Source organism: Flavobacterium laiguense, assembly GCF_003097655.1.
In the GTDB taxonomy this organism is placed as follows: Bacteria; Bacteroidota; Bacteroidia; order Flavobacteriales; family Flavobacteriaceae; genus Flavobacterium; species Flavobacterium laiguense.
Genome location: NZ_QCZH01000014.1, coordinates 1 through 21,864, shown reverse-complemented (window position 1 = coordinate 21,864; position 21,864 = coordinate 1). Strand labels below are relative to the sequence as shown.

At 31.6% G+C, this 21,864-nt stretch carries 24 protein-coding genes and 2 tRNA genes; 21 read left to right on the top strand and 5 right to left on the bottom strand.

What is annotated here, in order from left to right:
- The 6 genes from DB891_RS11935 to DB891_RS11910 all read left to right on the top strand — a co-directional run bounded on the left by DB891_RS11935 (position 1) and on the right by DB891_RS11910 (position 7,287).
- Positions 1-1,152 carry a formimidoylglutamase gene (locus DB891_RS11935; RefSeq protein WP_116763811.1) on the top strand — a complete coding sequence of 384 codons (1,152 nt, stop codon included), beginning with the start codon at positions 1-3 and terminating at the stop codon, positions 1,150-1,152.
- 248 nt (positions 1,153-1,400) lie between these two features.
- The gene (gene porK, locus DB891_RS11930; RefSeq protein WP_116763810.1) at positions 1,401-2,801 is read left to right on the top strand and encodes a T9SS ring complex lipoprotein PorK/GldK; all 1,401 of its coding nucleotides are present in this window, start codon (positions 1,401-1,403) and stop codon (positions 2,799-2,801) included.
- Between the two features lie 55 nt (positions 2,802-2,856).
- Positions 2,857-3,489, top strand: a complete 633-nt coding sequence (gene porL / locus DB891_RS11925; RefSeq protein ID WP_116763809.1) for a type IX secretion system motor protein PorL/GldL — start codon at positions 2,857-2,859, stop codon at positions 3,487-3,489.
- A gap of 52 nt (positions 3,490-3,541) precedes the next feature.
- The gene (gene porM, locus DB891_RS11920; RefSeq protein WP_116763808.1) at positions 3,542-5,089 is read left to right on the top strand and encodes a type IX secretion system motor protein PorM/GldM; all 1,548 of its coding nucleotides are present in this window, start codon (positions 3,542-3,544) and stop codon (positions 5,087-5,089) included.
- A 47-nt stretch (positions 5,090-5,136) separates the two neighbouring features.
- Positions 5,137-6,114 (top strand): type IX secretion system ring subunit PorN/GldN, encoded by a 978-nt coding sequence (gene porN, locus DB891_RS11915; RefSeq protein ID WP_116763807.1) that lies wholly within the window; start codon positions 5,137-5,139, stop codon positions 6,112-6,114.
- A gap of 114 nt (positions 6,115-6,228) precedes the next feature.
- Positions 6,229-7,287, top strand: coding sequence for an NAD(P)/FAD-dependent oxidoreductase (locus DB891_RS11910; RefSeq protein WP_116763806.1), 1,059 nt, complete (start codon positions 6,229-6,231; stop codon positions 7,285-7,287).
- On the opposite strand, the gene DB891_RS11905 is transcribed toward DB891_RS11910, so the two are convergent.
- A complete protein-coding gene (locus DB891_RS11905) occupies positions 7,288-7,668 on the bottom strand; it encodes a DUF983 domain-containing protein (RefSeq protein WP_116763872.1) in 381 nt (126 codons plus the stop codon).
- Positions 7,669-7,742: 74 nt separating this feature from the next.
- Between DB891_RS11905 and DB891_RS11900 the strand changes: the two genes are divergently transcribed.
- Positions 7,743-9,650: an ABC transporter ATP-binding protein gene (locus tag DB891_RS11900; protein ID WP_116763805.1), complete on the top strand. Its 1,908-nt coding sequence runs from the start codon at positions 7,743-7,745 to the stop codon at positions 9,648-9,650.
- A 79-nt stretch (positions 9,651-9,729) separates the two neighbouring features.
- Here DB891_RS11900 and DB891_RS11895 read toward each other — a convergent pair whose 3' ends face one another.
- Positions 9,730-10,878, bottom strand: a complete 1,149-nt coding sequence (locus DB891_RS11895) for a GNAT family N-acetyltransferase (protein WP_116763804.1) — start codon at positions 10,876-10,878, stop codon at positions 9,730-9,732.
- Here DB891_RS11895 and DB891_RS11890 point away from each other — a divergent pair.
- Complete coding sequence (locus tag DB891_RS11890) at positions 10,856-11,251, top strand: 4a-hydroxytetrahydrobiopterin dehydratase (RefSeq protein WP_317046006.1); 396 nt, start codon at positions 10,856-10,858, stop codon at positions 11,249-11,251. The genes DB891_RS11895 and DB891_RS11890 overlap by 23 nt on opposite strands.
- Positions 11,252-11,311: 60 nt before the next feature.
- On the opposite strand, the gene DB891_RS11885 is transcribed toward DB891_RS11890, so the two are convergent.
- Complete coding sequence (locus DB891_RS11885; RefSeq protein ID WP_116763802.1) at positions 11,312-11,794, bottom strand: DUF1761 domain-containing protein; 483 nt, start codon at positions 11,792-11,794, stop codon at positions 11,312-11,314.
- Between the two features lie 187 nt (positions 11,795-11,981).
- On the opposite strand from DB891_RS11885, the gene DB891_RS11880 reads away from it, so the two are divergent.
- From DB891_RS11880 to DB891_RS11825, 13 genes are all read left to right on the top strand, one after another.
- On the top strand, positions 11,982-12,833 hold the full coding sequence (locus tag DB891_RS11880) for a leucine-rich repeat domain-containing protein (RefSeq protein WP_116763801.1): 852 nt from the start codon (positions 11,982-11,984) through the stop codon (positions 12,831-12,833).
- 221 nt (positions 12,834-13,054) lie between these two features.
- Positions 13,055-13,882, top strand: a complete 828-nt coding sequence (locus DB891_RS11875; RefSeq protein ID WP_116763800.1) for a leucine-rich repeat domain-containing protein — start codon at positions 13,055-13,057, stop codon at positions 13,880-13,882.
- 626 nt (positions 13,883-14,508) lie between these two features.
- Positions 14,509-14,814, top strand: coding sequence for a hypothetical protein (locus DB891_RS11870; protein WP_116763799.1), 306 nt, complete (start codon positions 14,509-14,511; stop codon positions 14,812-14,814).
- A 317-nt stretch (positions 14,815-15,131) separates the two neighbouring features.
- Positions 15,132-16,442 (top strand): tyrosine-type recombinase/integrase, encoded by a 1,311-nt coding sequence (locus DB891_RS11865; RefSeq protein WP_116763798.1) that lies wholly within the window; start codon positions 15,132-15,134, stop codon positions 16,440-16,442.
- A complete protein-coding gene (locus DB891_RS11860) occupies positions 16,435-16,950 on the top strand; it encodes a hypothetical protein (RefSeq protein WP_124019518.1) in 516 nt (171 codons plus the stop codon). The genes DB891_RS11865 and DB891_RS11860 overlap by 8 nt, the downstream gene beginning before the upstream one ends.
- 219 nt (positions 16,951-17,169) lie before the next feature.
- The gene (locus tag DB891_RS11855; protein ID WP_116763796.1) at positions 17,170-17,706 is read left to right on the top strand and encodes a hypothetical protein; all 537 of its coding nucleotides are present in this window, start codon (positions 17,170-17,172) and stop codon (positions 17,704-17,706) included.
- A gap of 84 nt (positions 17,707-17,790) precedes the next feature.
- Complete coding sequence (locus DB891_RS11850; RefSeq protein ID WP_124019517.1) at positions 17,791-18,231, top strand: hypothetical protein; 441 nt, start codon at positions 17,791-17,793, stop codon at positions 18,229-18,231.
- A 206-nt stretch (positions 18,232-18,437) separates the two neighbouring features.
- Entirely contained in the window at positions 18,438-18,815 is a 378-nt protein-coding gene (locus DB891_RS11845; RefSeq protein ID WP_116763794.1) for a hypothetical protein, read from the top strand.
- A 52-nt stretch (positions 18,816-18,867) separates the two neighbouring features.
- A complete protein-coding gene (locus DB891_RS11840; RefSeq protein ID WP_116763793.1) occupies positions 18,868-19,065 on the top strand; it encodes a hypothetical protein in 198 nt (65 codons plus the stop codon).
- A gap of 56 nt (positions 19,066-19,121) precedes the next feature.
- Positions 19,122-19,355: a hypothetical protein gene (locus DB891_RS11835; protein ID WP_116763792.1), complete on the top strand. Its 234-nt coding sequence runs from the start codon at positions 19,122-19,124 to the stop codon at positions 19,353-19,355.
- Between the two features lie 9 nt (positions 19,356-19,364).
- Positions 19,365-19,553 (top strand): surface-adhesin E family protein, encoded by a 189-nt coding sequence (locus DB891_RS17615; protein WP_124019516.1) that lies wholly within the window; start codon positions 19,365-19,367, stop codon positions 19,551-19,553.
- Positions 19,554-20,177: 624 nt separating this feature from the next.
- Entirely contained in the window at positions 20,178-20,723 is a 546-nt protein-coding gene (locus tag DB891_RS11830; RefSeq protein WP_223256098.1) for a hypothetical protein, read from the top strand.
- Between the two features lie 268 nt (positions 20,724-20,991).
- Positions 20,992-21,606, top strand: coding sequence for a recombinase family protein (locus DB891_RS11825; RefSeq protein WP_116763790.1), 615 nt, complete (start codon positions 20,992-20,994; stop codon positions 21,604-21,606).
- A 77-nt stretch (positions 21,607-21,683) separates the two neighbouring features.
- On the opposite strand, the gene DB891_RS11820 is transcribed toward DB891_RS11825, so the two are convergent.
- Positions 21,684-21,756 (bottom strand) — tRNA-Met (locus tag DB891_RS11820).
- Positions 21,757-21,791: 35 nt separating this feature from the next.
- Positions 21,792-21,864 (bottom strand) — tRNA-Met (locus DB891_RS11815).

The following is a 21,864-nucleotide window of genomic DNA, read 5'->3' as shown; positions in this document are numbered from 1 at the left end:
ATGGAATTTGATTTTTTAGCGCCAATAAGCAATGAAATTCTAAGTTATATAGAAGGATTGTCTTCCCAACATCTGGGGAGTAAAATAGTTCTACATACTAATGAGCAAGTTCCAGATTTAAATAAAATTGATATTGCAATAATTGGTGTTCTTGAAAACCGAGGAGACAGAAATGCAATTTCGGATGTTGATTTGAATGAAGTTCGAAAAGAATTATACGGAATGTTTCCTGGAAATTGGAATGCAGCTATTGCCGATTTAGGGGATGTTTTGCCAGGAAATTCTAAAGACGACACTTATTTTGCGGTAAAGAAGATAGTTTCAGGTTTGATAAAGAGAAGGGTAATACCTTTGGTGATAGGAGGTTCTCAAGATCTAACCTATGCGCTTTATAGAGCTTACGATGATTTAGAGCAAATGGTTAATTTGGTGACTATTGACAGTAAGTTTGATTTTGGAAAAGAAAATGAAGCAATAACATCAGACTCTTATTTGACAAAAATTATTATCAACGAACCGAATAATCTTTTTAATTATTGTAATATAGGATATCAGACCTATTATAATTCGCAGGAAGAAATAGATTTAATAGAAAAGCTGTTTTTTGACGCATATAGATTGGGCGAGGTGTCTAACAATATTTCAATCTCTGAGCCTGTTTTTAGAGATGCAGATATGGTAAGTATAGATTTAAATTCAGTAAAATCTTCAGATTCGGGAAATTTTGTGTCATTTAATCCAAATGGGTTTAATGGTAAGGAAATCTGTTCGTTGTCAAGGTATGCCGGGATAAGTGATAAAGTGTCTTTGTTCGGTGTATTTAATCACAATGATTCAAAACAAGAATCAGTTATAATTGCGCAAATATTTTGGTATTTTATAGAAGGGTATCATTACAGATCTAATGAATATCCTTTTGGTAGTAGAGAAAATTATCTAAAATATATTGTTCCTTTAGAAGAAGAGGATCTTGTTTTTTATAAAAGTAATAAAACAGAAAGATGGTGGATTGAAATACCATTTATTTCAAATGGTAGCAATAAACTGAAAAAAAACACGTTATTACCGTGTTCGTATGAGGAGTATTTGGCAGCTTGTAATCAAGAGATGCCGGAAAGATGGTGGAAAGCTCAAAGAAAGAATATTGTTTAGTTTTTGAAAATTTGGAGATTTGTTAATTTCATAATGATTTCCTTGCTTTTTTAAAAAAAACTTACAAATTAATGATAAATATGTTTTTTGTCGTTAATTTTTATCACATTGGCGATTAAATATTTTTTTTTTAAGTTTTTTAAAATTACTTTTGGTCTTGCAAATAATGACTAAAAAAGAATTGTTTATTATATGAAAAATAAATAGGTTTACAGTCTGAATAATAATGAATAGATAACCCAAATTTTATGAAGAAGTTCATTGCGTTTACGGCAATTTTAGCAGTGTTAATTAGCTGTGGTAGATCAAGCGACAAAGGAGAGTTGGTTGGTGTAAAAGGAGCAAAATGGCATCCGGAGAAACCTTATGGTATGACGTTAGTCCCTGGAGGTGCATTTATTATGGGTAAATCTGATGACGATCTTGCTAATGTAGAAGATGCTCCAACAAAAACAGTTACAGTTAGGGCTTTCTACATGGATGAGACAGAGATTACTAATAGTGAGTATCGTCAATTTGTAGAATGGGTAAAAGATTCGACAATTCGTTTCCGTTTGGCAATTTTGGCAGAAGAAAGTGGTCAGAATACTGCGGCGGAAAATACTAAAGGAAAGAATACCGGTAGTATTGGAGATTTTGCTTTTAATAATTCAGATCCAGAAAAGATGTCTGCATATGATAAATATATGTATGACAACTATTATAGTATAGGAACTGATAAAGATCCTAATGCTTATAAAAGATTAAACCGAAAAGTTAAATTGATTAATGATACCAAAAAGTATCCTGATGAATTTTATGTTGAGGTTATGGATTCTATGTATTTGCCTTTAGAAGCATCTTACAATGGATTAAGAACTATTGATGTGAATAAACTTAAATTCCATTATACTTGGATGGATATTCAAGCCGCGGCAAAAGCCAAAGTAGGTAAGAGACAAGATTTTATCAGAACTGAAGAGGTTAAAATTTATCCTGATACTACAGTATGGATTAAAGATTTTGCTTATTCGTACAATGAGCCTATGCACAATGATTATTTTTGGCATAAAGCTTACGGTGATTATCCAGTAGTGGGTGTTACCTGGAGTCAAGCTAAGGCTTTTTGTGAATGGAGAACATTGAATAAAAATAGTTATATCAAATCAAAAAAGAAACACATAGACAATGTAAATGCTTTTAGATTACCTACTGAAGCTGAGTGGGAATATGCAGCCAGAGGAGGTCTTGAATCTGCAAGTTTCCCTTGGGGTGGTCCTTACACAAAAAGTGATAGAGGCTGTTTCTTGGCAAATTTCAAACCTAATAGAGGTGATTATGCTGCAGATGAGGCTTTATATACCGTAGAGGCTAAGTCTTATGAGGTAAATGGTTATAATTTGTATAACATGGCAGGTAATGTTTCTGAATGGACTGATTCAGCATATGATGCAAATTCATATGAATTTGTTTCGACCATGAATCCTGCAATCATTGATAATTCAAACAAACGTAAAGTTGTTCGCGGCGGTTCTTGGAAGGATGTTTCTTACTTTCTTCAAGTGAGTACTAGAGCTTTTGAATATGCAGATTCAGCCAGAAGTTATATTGGTTTTAGAACAGTTCAAGATTATATGGGGACTCAAACGACCGGTAAAAGTAAAAAATAAAAACAAACCCAATTAAATAAAAATAACCTATAAATTAACTTTAAAATTTTAAAAAATGGCAATATTGAGCAAAAAAGCAATGAATTTCACCTATGGTATGGGAGCGGCAGTAGTAATTATTGGAGCGCTTTTTAAAATTCAACATTATCCAGGAGCAAGTGAATTATTAATAGTTGGTCTTTGTACTGAGGCTTTTATTTTTGCTCTTTCTGCATTTGAACCTGTTGACACTGAGTTGGATTGGTCTTTGGTTTATCCTGAATTAGCAGGTGGAGAAAAAAATGCAACTGTTAAAAAAGTTGAATCAGATGATGCTGATGGTATGCTTTCGTCAAAACTTGACGCAATGCTTAAAGAAGCGAAAATCGATGGTGCATTGATGGCAAGTTTAGGGAATAGTATTAAAAATTTCGAAGATGCTTCTAGAAATATTTCTCCAACTGTAGACTCGATTTCGGCTACTAAAAAATATAGTGAAGAACTTTCTATGGCAGCTGCTCAAATGGAATCTTTGAATAGCTTATACAAAGTACAATTGGAAAGTGCTTCAAGAAATGCTGAAGCAAATAAAGAAATTGCTGAAAATGCTGGTAAATTAAAAGAACAAATGCAATCTATGACTGCAAATATTGCTTCGTTGAACAATGTTTATGGTGGTATGCTTTCTGCAATGAGTAATAAAGGATAATTAGTTTTTTAACTATAATATTATTATTTAATAACAAACTAATTAAAATAAAATGGCAGGAGGAAAATTAACCCCTAGGCAGAAGATGATAAACCTAATGTATTTGGTTTTTATCGCAATGTTAGCATTAAATATGTCAAAAGAAGTGTTATCTGCTTTTGGTTTGATGAATGAAAAATTTGAGAAAGTAAATTCATTGGCATTAGACTCCAATGAAGCAATTTTAGCTGATTTACAGTCTAAAGCACAAGATAAACCGGAACAATATGCTGCTCCCAGAGATATTGCAGTAAAGGTTTCTGAATTGACTAAAATTTTTTATGACAAAATAGGTTCTTTGAAAAATGATCTTACAAAAGGTATTGAAAAAGAAAAAGACGGTAAATTGCCTTATGAATCAATGGATGCTTCAGGTAAACTAGATGAAAGTTGGTTTTCTGGTGATGGTTTGTCAGCAAAAGGGAAGGACATCATGGCTTCAATAGAAGCTTATAAAGCGGGTATGGTAGCAGCTTTAGGTAAAGATCCTAAGTATAGTGACATAGTTGCTGAAATTAATGGAAAATTAGAAACTAAAAATGTAATTGATAAAGAAGGCGTTTCGAAAATTTATTTGGATTATCATTTTAAGCATTTTCCTTTGATTGCATCGGTTGCTAAATTGACTGCTGTTCAAAATGATATTAAAGGAATAGAAACAAATGTTTTTAATGCATTGACGGGTAATACAGCTGTTAAGGCGGCTTCTATGAAAAATTACACCGCTATCGTTGTTCCTGAAAAGTCAGCCTTTTTTACTGGTGAAGCAGTAAGAGGTACTGTTTATCTAGGGCGTTTTGATAAAAGTACTGTTCCTACGGCTGTGTCAGTAAGTGGGGGTTCTACTAAAATTGAAAATGGACAAGCTTCCTTCAGTATAGGAGCTGGAAATGTTGGTGAACATGAGATTAAGGGTAGTTTTACTTTTATGGAGGATGGTAAGCCAGTGCCTATCCCAATTAAAGGGAGCTATGTAGTTGTGCCGAGACCAAATTCGGCTACTATTTCTGCAGATAAAATGAATGTGGTTTATAGAGGGGTTGTGAATCCTATGACTATTACCTTTGCGGGTGTTTCATCTGATAAAATTTCTGCTTCTGCTCCAGGTTTGAGTTCTGCTGGTAAAGCAGGTAGTTATAATATGAACCCAGGACAAGGTTCTGAAGTTGTGATTAATGTTGCAGGAACATTGCCTGATGGATCTAAAGTTTCTGATAGAAAATCTTTCAGAATTAAAGGTATTCCACCTCCAGTTGGTGCAATTGGTGGAGAAATGGGAATTGTTAAAGGGGCAAAGTCTCGTTTGCAAGTTTCTCAAATTTCGGCTAAATTACCTGATTTCGATTTTAATGTGCAATTAAACGTTGTTGGTTTTACATTAAAAGTTGCTGGTCAAGCTGCAGTAATTGTTTCAGGGGATAGAGTTAATGCACAATGTAATGCTGCATTAGCAAGAGCTACCAGAGGTGATCAAGTTACAATTTCTGATATTAAAACAAAATTAGTAGGTTCTGATATTATGCTTTCTAGAACTGCCCCAGTAATTTACGAAATACAATAATATTTAAGTTAATTTTTAAACTACTTAAATAACTTAAAACAATATAGATGAAAACTAAAAATTTAGTTGTTGCTATTGCAATTGTAGCGGGAAGTTTTTCTTCATTTGCACAATCTAATTTGCTTAATGCTAAAACGCCTGAGCAAATTGGAGTGAAAACTAAGTCTCAAGTGTCTCTGGATAATGATAAGCCTTTAGCTTATGGTTATGTAGATGATAGAGATGTATTAATGGGTAAGACTACTTGGGAGTTAGTGGACTTGAGCGAGAGATTTAATTTTCCGCTTTATTTCCCTATTGATTCGACAAATATTGGTAAAGATAGAAGGTCTTTGTTTGATGTTTTAATTAAAGGGATTAAAGCTAATAAAATAACAGAAGTGTACGCTGATGATTATTTTAACACGAAAAAAACCTTAAAAGACATGAGTAGTTCTTTTACTTATATTGATACCACAAATGCGGGTAGAGAAGAAGTAAATGCGAATCGTGATGCCTATTATCCTAAAGAAACAACTACCTATAAAACCGTAAAAGGTAAAAGAGTACAAGTGGTTGTTCCTGCGGCTCCAGCTAGAGTTTTAGACCCTCAATTTGTTGACAGAAGAGAACTTACGGCTCAAGATATTACAGGTTATAGATTGAAAGGGTATTGGTATTTTGATAAACGACAATCTGAATTGAAATATCGTTTATTGGGTATTTGTCCTGTAGCTCCTGAAGCAAGAGAGGTAGGCTCAGATAATCCAGATTACATTGATTTATTTTGGATTTTTTACCCTTCTGTTCGTGATTATTTACATGATTATTATGCTTTTAATGAGAAAAATTCAGCTATGCCTGTTTCATTTGACAGAATTTTGGATTCAAGACAATTTGGAGGAACAATCTATAAAGAAGAAAATGTATATGGAGACCGTTTAATTACGGAGTACATAAACGAAAATGCATTGAATCAGTTGATTGAATCAGACAGAATTAAAACTAAAATTCGTGATTTTGAACACGATATGTGGAATTATTAATTCCTAATAAATAGAATTATAAAAAACTCTTGCTTTATAGTAAGAGTTTTTTTTTGTTTAATTGATTGTTTTCAATTTGTAATAGCATTCTCTAATGCTTTAAATTTTTATTTTATGATTGATTATATTATTGTTGGTTCTGGTTTAGCTGGTATTTCTTTTTCTGAAATTGCATCTAATAATAATAAAAGTATTGTTGTTTTTGATAACGAATCTCAGAATTCTTCTAAAATAGCCGGAGGGTTATATAATCCGGTTATCTTAAAAAGATTTAGCGAAGTTTGGAAAGCGCAGGAACAATTGATTTTAATGAATGATTTTTATTTGAACCTTAGCAAAAAAATCAATGTTAAGTTTGATTTTAAGATGCCAATTTTGAGGAAATTCTTTTCTATTGAAGAGCAAAATAATTGGTTTGCCGCTTCTGATAAAGTTGCTTTAGCCCCTTTTTTATCCAACAATTTGGTTTATAAAAATTTTGAAGGTATTGACGCTCCTTACGGTTATGGAGAAGTGTTGCAAACGGGATATGTCGATACAGCTTTGCTGTTGGTTAAGTATAAAGAATATCTTTTATTGAATGAATTATTGAGAAAAGAAACGTTTGACCATGAGTCTTTAATTTTTGAAGAAGATTGTGTTTGTTATAAAGGTACAAAAGCAAATCATATTATTTTTGCCGAAGGTTTTGGAATGCATGCTAATCCTTTCTTTAAAGATTTACCTCTTGATGGTACAAAAGGCGAGCTTTTTATTATAAAAGCACCTCAATTGGATATAGATTGTGTAGTAAATACGAGTGTGTTTATTTTACCTCTAGGGAATGATTTGTTTAAAGTAGGAGCTACTTATAATTGGAAAGACAAAACAGATTTACCAACGGAAGAAGGCAAAGCAGAATTGATTGATAGGATAAAGGAAATTATTTTATGTGATTTCGAAATCACAGAACATTTTGCAGGAGTTCGTCCAACAGTTAGAGATAGGAGACCATTAGTTGGTACGCATTCAGAATACAAAAGAGTTCATATTCTTAACGGATTGGGAACTCGTGGTGTTATGTTGGGTCCAGCAATGGCAAAAGCATTGTTTGATAACATTGAAAATGAGACCCCACTAGATAATGAAATAGACATACAAAGATTTACCAAAAAGAGTAAAAGGAAATTGTAATTAGATTTTAGTAGTAGGATCGTAGGTTACAAACATATTGATGTAAATGTTTCTCGACCATCGTAGTACTATTGGAAACAAAACAATCAACGTCACAATAATAGCAATAAAGGATGTTTTTATGCTCGAATGGAAGATTAGATAGGAAACAATAAAGGCTGCAATTCCTACTGCAACATTCAATCCGTAACTAACATACATGGCGCCATAAAAGAAGGAAGGTTCAATTTGATATTTCAGTCCACAATGGCTACAATGTTCATTCATTTTAAGAACGGAACCCAAATGCAACAGGTTTTTGTCTAAATACATACTCTCATTCTGACATTTAGGACAAGTTCCTGTTAAAATGCTATATAATTTGAATCCTTTTTTTAACATTTGCAAAAAATTTAAATTTTCTATATTTAGAAAAGCCAAATTTACTAATTCACAAAGGAATAAAATAATAATACATGCTTAATATACACAATTTATCGGTTTCGTTTGGTGGTTCTTATTTGTTTGAAGAAGTTACCTTTCGTTTGGGTGCAGGAGACCGTGTTGGTCTCGTTGGAAAGAATGGTGCAGGAAAATCGACAATGCTTAAAATACTGGCTAAAGACTTTGCTCCAGATTCAGGGGTGATTTCTCAGGAGAAAGAAGTTCGTATGGGATTCCTTCGTCAAGATATTGATTTTGAACAAGGAAGAACAGTTTTGGAAGAAGCTTATGAAGCTTTTACCGAAATTAAAATAGTGGAAAAAAAATTAGCTGATATCAATCATCAACTGGTGACTCGCACGGATTATGAAAGTGATGAGTACAGTCAAATTATAGAAGATTTATCGGATTATACTCATCGTTTTGATTTATTAGGGGGTTATAATTATGTTGGCGATACAGAAAAAATCTTGTTGGGTCTTGGTTTTAAAAGAGAGGTTTTTGACAATCAAACCGAAACATTTTCAGGAGGTTGGAGAATGCGCATTGAATTGGCCAAATTATTATTGCAAGCCAATGACGTTTTATTGTTGGATGAGCCTACCAATCACTTGGATATAGAGAGTATTATTTGGTTGGAAAGTTTTTTACGCAATTACCCAGGAGTTGTTGTTATTGTATCGCACGATAAAATGTTTTTGGATAACGTTACCAATAGAACCATCGAAATATCTCTTGGTAAAGCTTACGATTTTAATAAACCGTATTCTCAATATTTAGAGCTACGTCATGAAATTCGCGAAAAACAATTGGCTACTCAAAAAAATCAAGCGAAGAAGATTGAGGAAACTGAGAAGTTAATTGAAAAATTCCGTGCCAAAGCTTCTAAAGCCTCGATGGCACAATCCTTAATCAAGAAATTAGATAAGGTAGAGCGTATTGAAGTAGATGAAGATGATAATTCGGTTATGAACATTACTTTCCCAGTTTCTAAAGAACCAGGAAGAGTAGTGGTAGAAGCAGAAAATGTAACAAAAAGTTACGGAGATAAAACGATCTTAAAAGATATCAATTTATTGGTGGAACGGGGCAGTAAAATTGCTTTTGTTGGACAAAATGGTCAAGGCAAGTCTACTTTTATTAAGGCTATTGTTGACGAATTTGAATACCAAGGATCGATTAAGTTAGGACATAATGTACAGTTGGGTTATTTTGCGCAAAATCAAGCCGAATACCTTGATGGGGAAATTACGTTATTGCAAACCATGGAAGATGCCGCAATGGATACCAATCGTATGAAAGTACGAGATATGCTGGGGTCTTTCCTGTTTCGTGGTGATGATGTGGAGAAAAAGGTTAAAGTGCTTTCTGGGGGAGAAAGAAACCGTTTGGCGCTTTGTAAATTATTGTTGCAGCCGATAAATGTGTTGCTGATGGATGAGCCTACCAATCACTTGGATATTAAATCCAAAAATGTTTTGAAAGCCGCTTTGCAAAAATTTGGAGGTACACTGCTTCTGGTTTCTCACGATAGAGATTTCTTGCAAGGGATGTCCAATTTGGTTTATGAGTTCAAAGACCAGAAAATAAAAGAATATTTAGGGGATATTAATTATTTCTTAGAACAACGTAATATGGAAAATATGCGTGAAGTTGAGAAGAAAGATGCCTTAAAAGCAGCTGCCCCAAAAGAAAGCAATAAAGCTTCCTACGAAGAACAGAAAAAAGGGAAAGCCTTACAGAATAAGTTGAGTAAAGTTGAAAGTCAAATTAAACAATTAGAAAAAGATATTCAGCAAGATGATAAAATGTTGGCTTCCAATTATGACAAACATATTGAAGATGCTAAATTTTTCACTGCCTACAATAAGAAAAAAGCTGAATTAGATAAACTTCTTCTAGATTGGGAAGTGGTTCAGGAAGAGATTGATAATTTGTAAGAGAATAGAGAATAGAGAATAGAGAACATAGCGAATACAATTCTCTATGTTCTTTATTCTAAAATCTTCAACCTGAATACTATTTAAACGGATTTCTTTCCTGCCAAACCACAGTAGGTTCCAAGTAAGGGAATATTCGATAGACATGCTTGTTTATTTGTGGATTGCTGTGTTCCATAAAACCAAACATTTCAACGGGTTTTGCTCCTACCGAACTTTTAATTTCTAAGGCGGTTCTGGAAAATATGATTTCTTCAAAACCTTTGTTGATCGAATAGGCAATCATATCATAAAGCATGTTGAGATAAAGCATCTTTTCTCGTTGGATGCTGTCATCATAACCCAGAAAATAGGTGTCCATTGATTTTCCGTTTTTAATCAAGGTATTGAATCCTATTAATTTTTCATCTAAGAAATAACCATAAAATAAAAATTTATCCTTTAATGTTTCTTTGCAAACCCGAAAATGGTTTTTGGTTAGAAAGAAAGTATTGAAAGGCGCGTTTTTGGCAATATGAGCATACAAGTCATAGATGGTTTCTTCGTGTGCAATTATTTCCTCAAGATGCATCTTTCGCTTTTCAATACCGATTGCTTTTTTTCTGGCTCTCTTGTACTGATCTCTGTATTTTTTTGACAACGAATCGATGTAATCTTGTTCTGTTTTCCAATGATCCGGAATGTGAAATGTCATGTTGGGTTGTATGCAGTACTGATAATTAGTCTTAAATTCTTCTATTTTGAAGTTTTTTAGAGTATTGTGATGAAAATCTTTAAAAGTGGTAATGTGTACTTTTTTGCCAATAGATTTAAATTTATGCTTTAAGTCTTCAGTTGCTTTTTTTAAAGTTCTTATGGCTAGAATTGGATCTGTGTTTTCTGACAGAACAAATGCGTTTTGCCCCGTAAGCATGTTGTTTCCTATAAGCAAAACGTGAGAAGAAAAATTTCTTAAGATGAATTTCCGAATATGTGCTTTAATACATTGATCTCTATCTCCAAAAGACTCTAATTTGTTTAAATCTAAGAATTGAGAAACTGCAATACCTACTAAATCATGGTTTTGGAAAAGACCTATAAAGTGACAAGTCATGTTAGTGGGTGCCGATTTTTCTAAAATCTCAAGATATTCTCGGGATAGAAAAACATTTTTATTACCTAAATCGTTCCAGTTTTGAGGAAGTTGAGTGGTATGATCGTAAATTTTGTATGAAAAAGGTGTTTCCAATTTTGGTAATTATATTTTATCAAATTTAGCTAATAAAGTTAATTTTTCATGGAATAGTTTAAAATTATCTAACTTTATAGGAAAAGATAAAATTATGACAACCTATAATGAAAATTCAGCAGCTGCATTATTGCAAAATTTAAACGATTGGCAGTATAAAGATAATGGAATAGAAAAGGGATTTAAATTTAAAGATTTTACCCAAGCCCTTGGTTTTATTGTTAAAGTTGGTGTGTTGGCCGAAAAAATGAATCACCACCCAGAGTTGTTCAATGTATATAATAAAGTAAATATTAGACTGACAACTCATGACTCGGGAGGAGTGACCGATAAAGATTTTGAATTGGCTCAAAAAATAGAAAATTTATTTTAATAAAAAACCTTGTTTCATTGTAATAAAGAAACAAGGTTTTTTTTGATGATATGGATTGTTTTAGACCCAACCACAAATTATGCTACCCATAATCATAAAGCAAACGATCCAGAAACCGCCTGTAACGAGAGTGTATTTGAAGCTTCTTCGTTCGTATAATGAATTAGTTCCTATAACTGGAAGGACAAGTAGCAATCCCGTCAGGAACCCATGTAAAGCACCATGTTTAAATGTTCGGAAAGTAGTACCATAATCAGCCATGAAAGCTTTGTATGAGGGTAAAGCTTCTGTAACATTACCTCCAATCATGCTGTAGGCACCCCATTGGTGAATGGTTAAAAACTGTAACACGATTCCAATAAGAAAGGCATAAATAACAGATATGCCAAAAATTAGAGGCATATTGGCGCCTTTCATTTTTTCTTCGTTCATTCCAGATTCTTTCATCCAGATTGTTCCAAAAACTTTTGGGTGATACCAAACAAATCCTACTACTAAAGTGCTTAAAGCAGCTACTAAAATTGCAATCCAATTCATTTCCATAATTAAGGTTTTAAGGTTAGAGTATCAAATGTAATTAATTTTTTGATACAGATTACAATTTGTAAAATGGATTTTATGTATTAAAAAGATTATAAAAATGCTTCAAAAGTGTAGTTCATCGATAATATTTGTATTTTAATGATTTTTGTTGTTACTTTTGTAGTGTAGAATTTAAAAAATAAAGATTATGAAAAATATCATTACATTATTTTTAACCGTTGCCTTTTCGATTTCATCATTTGCAAATATTTCTAACCGAGAAAATAAGATTTTATTGAAATTTTATAAAGAGACCAATGGAAGTCAATGGAAAGTAAAATGGGATTTGAATGCGCCTGTATCTACTTGGTATGGAGTGAGAATTCAAGATGACAAAGTGGTTGCAATTACTCTAATGAATAATAATTTAGTGGGTAAGTTGCCCGTTGAGATTGCTGATTTGGAGAATTTAGAAGAACTAAATTTGTTTAAAAATCAGCTTTCTGGAGAAATACCTGAAAATATTGGTGATTTAAAAAATTTAAAAGAGTTAAATCTGTCGTTTAATAAGTTAACGGGATCGATACCGAATTCTGTTTGTAAAATAGGCAATTTAAATAAATTGATACTTTTTATGAACAACCTATCAGGGGAATTGCCGAGTCAAATTGGTAGTTTAAAAGAATTAGAAATAATATCAGTATTCAATAATGATTTATCAGGTGAAATTCCAGTTTCACTTTATGAGCTAAAAAATTTGAAGTACTTAATGTTGAGTAGTAATAAATTTTCAGGAAAAATCAGTTGGAACATTTCGAATATGGATTCATTAGAAAGTTTAAGTTTATTTGATAACAAATTAGAAGGTCAGATTCCTTTCAATATGACAAAGATGAAAAATTTAAAAAACATGAATATCTCTTATAATTCATTTAGTGGTTTGGTTCCTAAAGAAATAGCTAAGTTGGATGATTTTAATCTTACTATGGTTAATGAGTTTGGAATTGCTTTTCAATTGGAGGTCTCTAAAGATAGAGGAGTATTAGCAGCAGATGAATAATTGTTGTAAAAAGTTGGTTATATAGAAGGTTATTTTGGTTAGTAATGTTTCTATTTCATTGGTTGTTTGTAAAATGCAATAGTCTACACTTGTAGGTTGTTGCATTTTTTTATATGAAATTACATACGATAATGTTGTTATTTGATTATTTATCGATTTTATCTTGTTTCTTAGCGAATTTTTTAAGTATTTTTGGAACAATAAATTTCAAAATAAAGTAAATGAATAAAAAAATTACTCTAATTCTTATTGTGTTATTTTCGCTTTCTGTTTCTGCTACTGTGTCGCAACCGGAGAAAGAAGTTTTGATGAAATTGTATCAAACGACGAACGGTAGTAAATGGATCAAAAAATGGGATATGTCATTGCCAATGTCTCAATGGTATGGCATAAAAGTGGTTGATGACAAAGTGGTTTCTATAAATTTGAAAAATAATAACTTAACGGGGCGTATTCCTTTAGAGATTACTACATTATTAAATTTACAAGAGCTGAATTTGAGTGATAATTTATTAAATGGGGAAATACCGGCTAATATAGGAAATTTACAATCTTTACTTGTTTTGGATCTTTCGTCCAATAAATTAACTGGGAATATTCCGGTTTCGATTTGCAAGATTAAAAATTTAAAATCGATGATTCTAGATAGAAATATCTTATCTGGTGAGTTGCCTCAGCAATTTGGGAATCTATCGGAATTGCAAATATTGTCTTTGTACGAAAACTCTTTTTATGGGCAATTGCCAGATTCGGTGTATGGACTTAAATCATTGAAGTCAATGATTTTGTATAGTAATAAATTTACGGGAATATTAAGTTCTGCAATTGTGAATCTAAAGAGTTTAGAAAATATAAACTTATTTGATAATGATTTTAAAGGTCGAGTACCCTTGGAGTTAGAAAAATTGCCAAATTTAAAAAAGTTGAATTTGTCCTATAATTTATTCTCAGGAATGGTTTCAAATAAGTTATCTTTATTAGATAAATTGAATATGACCATGAGAAATGAAATGGGAAATGTAGTTTCTTTATCCGTGATAAAAGGATAGAAGAAAGTTGCGAAACGATTGTTGTTTTAAATAAAGAGAGTTGTTTGTTTTATACATTTAGTTAGAATACCCTGTAACTTCATACATTACAGGGTTTTTCGTTTTTTATATATTTTGGATTGTACGCTATTAGTGATTGTGCTTTAGGTTCATTGAGTCTTTTTTATTAATTAGATTATAATCCATCAACAACCGAAGGCGGGATAATCCGCTATTTTCGACACATTCTAAATCAAAATCCATTTTTACGAGCGTTTTTGCTTTAGCGAATCAGTATAATCCGTGTTCCATTCTCCATTTATATATTTTTGGTACAAGTCACGGATAGTCCTATTTTTCTTAAATCAAAAATCAGCAATCGTTGTTCAAAAATCTAGCCTCTTAAACCGAAATTCCCTTCCCGATTTATTGTCATTCGTTTTTTTTTTTTAATACCGAAGAATTTATAAAAGTTTTAGACTCTCAAATGAGTTCGAAACCATTTTATTAATTAGCTTTGTTATTAATGAATAATTTATGGGCTGTTGTTATATCAGTTCCTTTTTTATAATTTTAGTATAGGATTCAACGAATGTAAAAGTTGAGACTATGAATTTTAATTTAACCACATTTTAATATTAAGTAGTATGGTAGTACAGTATCAAGGGGAACAAAACGGAATCCCGACAACATTTACTATAAAAATTAACGGAAACAATTTATCGAAAAGTAGTTCGAATTACCAAGTAGATTTATTGGTAGGGGACAAGCAGTTGCCCACTTTTACAACATTAATTCACCAGAGTTTGTCTAATTGTTTAAAAGAAATTTACTTGTTCAGAAAATACAATGGTATCAAGTTGGATCCTTCTTCAGAAGAAGTAGCGTCTAAAGCGGTTCCTTATGACTTGGTTTTGTACAATCACAACAAGCATGCTTTGTTTATGGTATAAATCATTTTATTCAATATGTAAAAAAGACTGTTCAAATTTTTGAGCAGTTTTTTTGTGTATCGTTATTTCAGGAAGGGATATTTTATTGCATAAAAAAAGCCTCAGATTTCTCTGAAGCTTTCTTAGTAGCGGGAACAGAGAGAATCCTATCGATTCCCGAATTAACAATTTTACGCTAATCCGTTAAGTTTACTAGGGTTTTATAGTGTTTTATAAAAAACGCTTAACAGTTGTAATTGATAAAATATGCAATTTGTTAAGTGTTTTTTGCTACAATCTTGCTACAGTTTTTTCTATCTTTAGCAAAAAAAAGATTTATGTATTGTAAAGTGGCGGTTAATAATGGTTCTGTGGTAATTTACTATGGTGTTGGTGGTATTATGAGATTTCCAACTGGTGTAAAAATCTCAAAAGTCACAGACAAACATAAAAAACTAAAGCAATGGGATTATAAAAAAGACAGAGTTAATTCAGATGTTGAAAATTCTGCTGAAATGAATAAAGCTATTGCAGATTGGTTAACAAAAGCCGACAATATCGTTTCTCAGTACCTCATCGAAGATGGGATTAATATTTCTGCTCCCGATTTAAAAAAACTTCTTACTGACATTAAACAAGGTAAAATACAAGTCAAATCTGAATTTTTCATGTCTAATTATTTGGAATTTCAAGAACGCAAAAGGGTTCAGCTTGTTGAACGTGAAAGCAAATCTCCTGAAAGTTTCAAAACCTATCCAACTTTCAAAAACACAATAGAAGATTTTCAAGCAGAGAACGACATTACTCTAAAATTAAGTGATGTCACAAATAGTGATTGGTTAGACATATTTCATTCATGGTTACTTAAAGCAAGACCGAAAGAAATTACTTTAAGCAATGGACAGATATATAAATTCAAATCACTCGGAAAGCTAAAACCTGCAAGTGTTGATAAGAGATTTGAAGTTTTAACTGGTTTCTTTTCACATTTAAAAGGAAAAGGACTCATTAAAGATGACAATTTTTTAAGAAGCTACAAGCGTACCGAAATAATAGTTACTTCAAAAATCAAAACTACATTATCAATAAAAGAAATACATAAGCTGTACAATCATAAATTTGATGATGAAGCAAAAGAGAAAATTAAACTAATCTTTTTGTTTGCATGTTTAACTGGTTTTCGATGGAGAGATATAGAAGAGTTCAACAAAAGTTTTATTTCGGATTTTAAAGGTCGAAAAGTCTATAAACATATTGCATCAAAAACCAGAAATAGTTCTGGAAAAATAGCTACTATTCCATTATCAAACCTAGCAATTGAAATTTTAGAAAAACTAGATTACAAATTGAAATTGTATTCCAACGGATATACAAATTTGGTTCTACATGATTTATTAAAAGAAACTAATTTTTTTGATGAGTTAACACGTTCCGAAGATTCAGAAACAGGAAAACTACATAAACGATATGAATTGTTGAGCATGCACAGGGGTCGAGATTCGTTTATTACCAATTTAATTAACATTGTACCATTACACGAATTAATGAGCTATACAAGCCATGAAAAATTATCAACATTACAAAAATACATAGACTACAGTAGGGATATAAATCCAGAATACGTAACCATATTCGATAAAAATGAATAAGAAAGCAATCTTTATCTCTATATTTCAGATGGCTGAGAAAGGAGAACTAACCTCAATAGAACAAAGCGAAATAATGAACGCACTAATATCTTATGGTAGGTCGTTGAAACCCGATGAGGTAAATGAGAAGTTCAAACAAATAAGATTAGGAACTCGCCATTTACTAGAACAAACAGAAAAATCTTTGGATTCTGCTTTAGATTCTGTACATGAGTTTCACAAAATGCTTGAAAGTGTTGTAGTAAAAGAAAAGTCTTTGCCTGATGGTGCGACCGTTGGAGATGATGCCGATACAATCAAATTTATCGACTCACTAAAAAAGGATGCCTACAATTTTTCACAAGCTGAAAAGCTGATTGGAATATCTAGGCAAACCATAAAAAAGCATGCTGAAAGTGGGTCATATTCTTTAAAAGTCACAAAAATAGCCAAGACTGACTACATAACCAAAGAAAACTTAATAGTGTACTATAGAGATTATTTCAAGAAAGATGGATTCGGTTTCTAAATAACAATAGTATTCAACGAATTATGGAACTTAGTCTGATTACATCTATGATTTTATATTCTAAATGAATATTAAGAAGATATTGCTAATTACATATAAAATCTTACATTTGGATAACTTCTTACAATAGTGACTATATAGATGAATAGGCGCTACTTTGTAGCGAGTATATACAAGTTACCAGCAAGCGTCCATGACTGGACATAAAAAATAGAAATTATGGAAGATTTATCAATTAGAAAATTAGTTATAGAAGCGACTGAAAAAGTAATAGAAAAAGATTCTTGGCTTTTAAAAAATGATATAAGTGAACAATGTATTTCGCATAGATTAGGAATATATCTACAAGAAAAATTTGCTGAATATAATGTCGATTGTGAATACAATGGCGATATTGACAGAATGAACAACAAAAAGTCTATTTCTATTTTGAAAGAGAATTTGAAAGAAATCGGCTTATTACGTGAAAGAGAAGAAAGCGATTTAGAAAAAGAATTTACAAAACGTGCAGTATTCCCAGATATAATTATTCACACAAGAGGAACTAACGAGAATAATCTTTGCATTTTGGAAGTAAAGAAATCTACTAGTTCTGTTAAGTTTGATTATGATTTTTTAAAGCTTAAGGCATATACTTCTAATTTTTATGGCAATAATCTAAAATATCGAATTGGAATCTTTGTGAATGCAATTATCGATGTTGAAAATCCAAGATTTGAATTTTCCTATTATAAAGAGGGCGAACACATTGGATAATGCGCAGAATCTACGGATTCGAGAACTTACATATTACTAAATTCAACTCTTAAAAATAAGAGATAATCTATAAATTTTTAAAATATGAAATATAAATTAATGTTATTATTCACTTTGGGAGTTCTATTTTCATGTAACAATAAATCAAATGAAAACTTAACAAAGAAACCTATTGATGGGTTTTACTGGGCTGAAATAGTTTACAAAACTATGAATCCTCCAACAAAAGTCTCTGGGATTTATATCTTTTCTAATAGTGAAATAAGTATATTTTATAGAAACCCCAAGGAATTTGCATATGTTGAGCATAAAGCGGTTTTTAAATATTACTTTAAAGATGATTTAATTTATGCATGCAATTGTGGAACTGATGACTGTTTAAATACGAATAATTATACCGAAAATTACAAGATAGTATCAAATGAGACAACGGACAGAGAACAAATTGTAAAATTGACCAATGGTGTAATCGATGTAACTTTAACAAAAGAAAAAGGTGTTGGTTTAGAAGTAAAAAATTGGTAATCTAATAATAAAAAAACACTACTTGTAACAACTACAACGGATTTGGGCAATTGGCTTAATGGGAAAATGGTGTTGTATTTGGAAGATTTGGCAAATCCGAAGACTGGGCTTAATTTAGTCCCAAACCCGCTGTAGTGCCAGAACTTTGTGCGACATTTTACCACAGAAACTATCTTGAAATTTAAATACTAACTGATTATTTATAAATGATACCGAAAAAAAAATTAAATATTTATCCTAAAAACGACACGAATATTCAAGCAATTATTGAATATTATTTTACTGAATTGGAATTGAATACTGAAGGAGCTGTGGAATATCTAATGAATGAAAAAACATCTCTTGAATTAAATCAAATTCAATTTATCTGTCGTAAAATTAATGAGGGTTATCTCAATATTTTCCGCCCAAATTTAAAAGGAATAATCGAACTAAAAAACCTTTTATCTTATTCGGTTGATGCTTTAACAAAAAATAAAACTGAATGGAATGGTAGCAAAAACAGAATTAGAATAACGCAGGAATTTTTAGATTTTGTAAAACAGACAGAAATTAACATCGATTATTTAGAGAAGAATAATTAACAATAAGAATTTGTATTGTTTTAAATACCTATAAAAAATAATTTTTAAAAACATGGATAATATTGACTACAAAATAACAGTCGGAAGTTTAGTAAAAATAAAAAGTAAAAAAACTAATTCTACTTATCGGGTGACAAAATTATATAACAATTATATTGGAGAATTATGGGCACAATGCTTAAATATCGAATCAGGTGAAAATCCAGAACATCCAGTGAATGATTTAGAATTATTCAAAGAAAATAAATAAAAACTTCGTGTAAGGCTCGAAAAAGTTGGCAGTAATTATATAAAAAAAATGAAAAAATGAAAAACACAATTTTCACAATCACATTTTTACTTCTATCATTTAATGGATTCTCTCAAAAATGGATAGAAGTCACAAAAGACAAATTTGGTAATAAATATTATATAAAATCTTCTATTGTTTCTAAAGGAGGTGATTTTGGAAATGAAGAATCTGTTATAAGAATATGGACAAAAGAAACAAATGAACAATTGACTGATAACAGGACAAAATCTAAACCCAAAGTTTATTAAAATGTTTATATGATTGAACTAATGGAATTTGATTGTAATAGTTCTAAAAGTAGAACTTTATCAAGAACTGTGTATAGTTCAACTGGTTCAGTAATTGTAGAGAATACAATTAATGCTAATTTTTCTGATTGGGATTATATAATACCTGATTCTGTTGGAGAAACACTTCTTGGAAAAGTTTGTGAATTATATAATTAATTATGTCAGAAAAAAACTTGACTATTTAACAAGTAAATTTATTAAAGAAAAAAAATTAAAAATGGATTGACAATTCAATTTATTATTGCTTTTAAAGTACTTTTTAATCAAATATAAGGGGTTTAATGTTCTTAAACGTTCCTAAACTGTTCCAATTTCTTGGGTATTTGTTAGGAAGGTCAAGTCATAGAATCACAGTCCAGATGGACAGGAAGGCGTTTTTGCCCCCTGCCTACTGGGCTTTTTTATTTTTGGGTCATTCAGTTACTCGCCTCAGTATAAAATGTACACACCTCAACATAGGGTATAAAGGGTATGCCGAGCGAAATAACGAGCCAAATCTGGAGGGAATTTTCTAGGTGTGTCACTTTGAAACACTAAAATATGGTGGATTTTAAAAAAATATTAAAAAAAAGTGTCAAAATGATTGACTTTATCTGACTTCGTTAGTATTTATTGTAAACAGAGCTTGATTTAAACCTTGTATGGACTTCTTGTATCTGAAAATAACGAAAAGTAACATTAAAGTAAATGAAAATTGAAAATTTAAAGGAATTTATTAAAAGCACAAAAAAGAGTAAAAGTACAATAATACGATTTTATAAAAAAAATGAGGATTTGTTTTTGGAAACAGAAATAAAGAATGGAAAAAGATATTATCCAACGGCACATGCAAGATATTTTAATTCTGAAATAATGCACGATGAAAACAAAGTGTTGAGGTTAGAAAATCAGTCGATGAAAAATTTGATTGATTGTTTGGTAGATAAGGACAGCCTTCAATACAGACTTTGGCAAATGAACTGGGATTTCTTTTTTACGGTAGCGTATAAAACTGATAGGAATAAAAAGAGTTGTTTTAGACAAATGCACGGTGTGTATGAAAATCTTATTTCAAAATATGGAGTAGAAACAGGAATAAAGATATTTTTCACTACAGAAGCATTTTCAAATAAAGCGGGGTATCACAATCATTTTGTACTACATATTGAAAATAAAAAACTACATCAACAGATAGTAGAAGAAATACAAAATTATTTTAGTTACGATAGGGTTGATGTGAGTTTGTACGATAAATACAAAGCGGGATTGTTTTATGTAAGCAAAGAAGGTTTGGTAAATGAGGACTGGGATATTATAGGAAATAATTTGGGTCAGGATGCGAATTAAAGTAACGAAACTTCAATTTAAGATGCTGATTGATAATTTCGAAATTCTAGCGAAAAAAGGATTGATTCTAAAAATGGATGCTCAAACTTATTTGTTTGTTTATGATGAGTAATTGGTGCTATACTAAAATTAGATTATAGTCATTCTATACCATAGCACAAGATTATATATGAACGTAAACAAAGGAGTTTGAATGTACTAAAAATAACTACCCTAAAATTAGTACAGTACAAAATATTTTATATCTTTGTGGAGTAATAATCAAGATATGAAAGCAAGATACAACAGAATCTCGACAGCGAACCAAAATTTAGAAAGACAATTGGCAAAACAAAATCCAGATGAGGTTTTGTTTAATGATGTAGTAAGCGGGTCGGTTGCTTTTGCGGAAAGAAAAAAAGGAAAAGAGTTGATTGAACAAATAGAAGCTGGAAATGTGACTTTTATTTCTGTAGCAAGTGTTTGTCGCTTAGGTAGAGGATTGCATGATATAATTAATACATGCGAATACTTCAACTCTAAAGGTGTTGTTTTACGAGTTGATAACTTAGGATTGGAATCAATGGTTCTAGGGAAGGTTAATCCAACTTTCAATCTAATTATTAGTGTGATGGCAAACGTGGCTCAAATGGAGCGTGAGACGTTATTAGAACGTCAAAAAGAGGGAATTGCTATAGCTAAGGCAAAAGGGGTGTACAATGGACGTGTAAAAGGGTCAACGGAATCAGATGCTGAGGTATTGACCAAATACAAAGAAGTGGTTAAATTTCTAAAAATGGGAAAATCGTTGAGAGATGTACAAAGCAGATGCGAAGTTTCTCTAGGAACAGTCCAGAAAGTAAAAGGAATTTTGAATAAATCAGGGAAAGTAGAAAATTGTTAAGTGACGAAAGAATAAAGAAAATCTTGCTACAATTTTGCTATAAAAATGAAAAAACCCAGCGTTTGCTGGGTTATTAGTAGCGGGAACAGGACTCGAACCTGTGACCTTCGGGTTATGAGCCCGACGAGCTGCCTACTGCTCTATCCCGCGATGTGCGTTTTGTAATCTCAATAAGGCTACCTTAGTAGCGGGAACAGGACTCGAACCTGTGACCTTCGGGTTATGAGCCCGACGAGCTGCCTACTGCTCTATCCCGCG